Origin of the sequence: Sphingomonas sp. (assembly GCF_035490575.1) — a bacterium.
Taxonomy (GTDB): Bacteria; Pseudomonadota; Alphaproteobacteria; order Sphingomonadales; family Sphingomonadaceae; genus Sphingomonas.
Map to the genome: position 1 here is coordinate 1 of NZ_DATJLI010000023.1, position 2,801 is coordinate 2,801.

A 2,801-nucleotide genomic window follows, 5' to 3' on the forward strand; every position below is an offset into this window, starting at 1 on the left:
CAGATCAGCCGCGCACCCGAGGCTCCGGCGGTCGACGCCCGATAGTCGCCGCGATCGAGACGGACCAACTGCCCGGGCGCGAACGCGCGGTCGCCGATCGTGATGCTCGCATCGCGCACCGTGTAAGTGCCGGGCCAGCACGATCCCCGCCATCGGCCAGAAAAGCGAGCCGGCGTCGGGAAGTTTTCCGACGCGGAGGTCGGGCGTCTTGATCGCCGGCGACGTCATGCGACGCCTTTCCGGCACTTCGCCACACCGACATGGCTCGGTGCTTCACCCTGCTGGTCCATGATCCCTTCAATACTCCGTAAAGCTGCGCCCGCTCGGCCAGGCAAAGGCCGGCCGGGCCAGATGATCGCCCCAACGCAGCGTCACGTCGACGCCGCGGCTCCCCGCGACGCTGTGCATACCTCTCGCTAGCGTGACCACGCTTCCGGCGGGATAATATTCCCCATCGATGGCGATGCCCCCGCCCTCGACCGTATAGCGTCCGGGAACAGCGATCGCGATCGCAAGCGGCCGTTCACCCCTCGCGATGGCCTTTCCGGCAACGAACACCCGTCCCCAATGTGGAATATAATTCTCGCGCAGGATCTCGTCGTCTGCGGGCAGAAGACGGCCGCCGGAAAGCGTGTCGTGAAAAAGGCTCCGCAGCACCACATTATTGGCCAGAAGCATCGGGACCGGCTCAGCCGCCAAAGCCTCGCTGTAAATCGGTTCGCCCGCTCTATAGTAATTATCCAGCCCCCATCCGCTGGCGAAGTGATTGACCGCACGCGGAAAGTTTCCCGCCATCCCACTGTTATCGATGTAGGCGACGGGCACGGGAAATATCGTCTGGATGCCGGTCTGGATCGCCCGCTGGCTGGACAGCACCTCGCGGTCCTGACCCAAGGACAACAATAGCGCGCCGGCGAGCGGAAGGAACGAAACCGCGACCACCCCGTAGCGCCGCCGAAGCCAGCCCACCACCGGCGCGATGGCGACCGCGGCGGGGGGCAGGATGAAGGCGAAATGATAGGGAAAGGCGTTGCGATAGATCGCCACCGTCGCCAGCGGCGCGAGGAGCGAGAGAAAGAGGATGCGCTCCATCGGCTCGCGCCCCGGCCAGCAGGCATGAAGGATCGCCGCGAAGATTGCGGCCGACAGCAGCGGGGCGAAAACGATCTGCAGCGCGAGCCAGACCCCTTGGGGAAAGACGCCGCCCGAAAACATGCGGTCGATCGAAGCGCGACCCAGATCGCCGATGTCGCGCAACGCGCCGACCGGCCCGCTCGCCGGCAGATGCGGGGCCAGCCAGAGCAGCGCCAAGCCTGCCAGCAAGACCAGAATGGCTGCGCTCGCCAGTGCCCGGCGATGGCCCGGCCGCTCCAGCCGGAACAGCAGGACGCCCAGAAAGGCGGGCGCATAAAGCACCGCCTTGATTGTCGAAACGAAGGCCAATCCGACAAGCAAAAGGATCAAGGCGATGTTGCCACCACGCAGCGGACGGCAAAGGATCAGCCACAGCGCCGTCATCAGCAGCGCCGCCGCGATCATGTCGGCGCGCAGCGCGAAGGCGTGCAAGAACACATAGCCACCGGTCGCATATATCAGACCGCAAAGCAGCGCCGTTTCGCGGTCGGCGAAACGGCGCACCATTCCCGCGATCATCGCGATCGTGACGATTTCGAACGGAAGAATCAGAAGGCGGATAAGCTGGATATGGTCGATATTGTCGCCGGGCAGCGCGGGCACCCAGAAAAACAGCGCGACAAAGGGCGCCTGCAGCCATGGCGCCGGACGCCCGAGCAGATGCTGGTGAATCTGGCTGAAATGGAAAAATTCGTCCCAGTTCACGCTTTTGGAAAACACGAGCTCGACTTGGAGCAGCAGCACGAAGGCCAGCATCGCGCATAATAGCTGCGCGGCGGTCGGGCGCGGCAGTCTCGCCGCGAAACCTCGCCGATCGGCCACCGATGCCATGTTCAGCGTTCGGCCCGACGCTTGGTTCTCACCTCGCCGGAAACCGGATCGGCAGCGCTGCCGGTCGCCATATCCAGATGCGCCTCGATCTTGTGCAGGCGGACGAGGCCGGCTTCGATCAGCTTGCGGTTCGCGGCGATCAGGTCGGCGAGCAGGCCCATCACCGCGACCATCGCGCCAAGCACCAGCAGCGCCCCGCCGATCACCAGCGACTGGATGTGCCCGTCGCCGCCGCCCTGCAGGAAAAAGATCAGGAAACGGACGATCGGCACGACGCCGACGAAAGCGATGGCCAACCCGAGGCCGACGAAGGCGCGCAGCGGGTTGTAGGTCGTGTAGGCGCGCGCCATCGTGATGCCCGTGTTGACGATGAAGCGCGGGATCGATTTGAACAGACGCGACGGGCGCAGCGTGGCGTTGGTACGGATCGGCACGCTCAGGATCGACAGCCGCTTGCGGCCGGCCTGGATCAGCATGTCGGTCGTATAGCTGAACTCGGTCGTGATGTTGATGCGCTGCGCCGCCTCGCGGCTGATCGCGCGAAAGCCGCTGACGGCGTCCGAAATCTGCACATTGGCGAGGCGCTGGACCACCCGGCTGCCCAGTTCCTGCAGCCGGCGCTTGACCGGGCCGAAATGCGCATTGTCGGCGGCGCCGCGGTCGCCGACGACGATGTCGGCGCGGCCGTCGAGGATCGGCGCGACGATCCGGGCGATATCCTCTCCGACATATTGACCGTCGGCGTCGGTGTTGACGATGATGTCGGCGCCCGCCGCGAGCGCGGCATCGATGCCCGAGCGGAATGCGGCGGCGAGACCGCGGTTGGTGCGGTGGCG

General features: G+C 65.5%; 2 protein-coding genes. Both read right to left on the reverse strand.

The features are described from left to right. Positions 1–297: 297 nt before the first annotated feature. On the reverse strand, positions 298–1,956 hold the full coding sequence (locus VL973_RS01595) for a glycosyltransferase family 39 protein (RefSeq protein ID WP_161786542.1): 1,659 nt from the start codon (positions 1,954–1,956) through the stop codon (positions 298–300). 11 nt (positions 1,957–1,967) lie between these two features. Then, on the reverse strand, positions 1,968–2,801 hold an 834-nt coding region (locus VL973_RS01600; protein ID WP_325282286.1), incomplete at its 5' end, for a glycosyltransferase family 2 protein.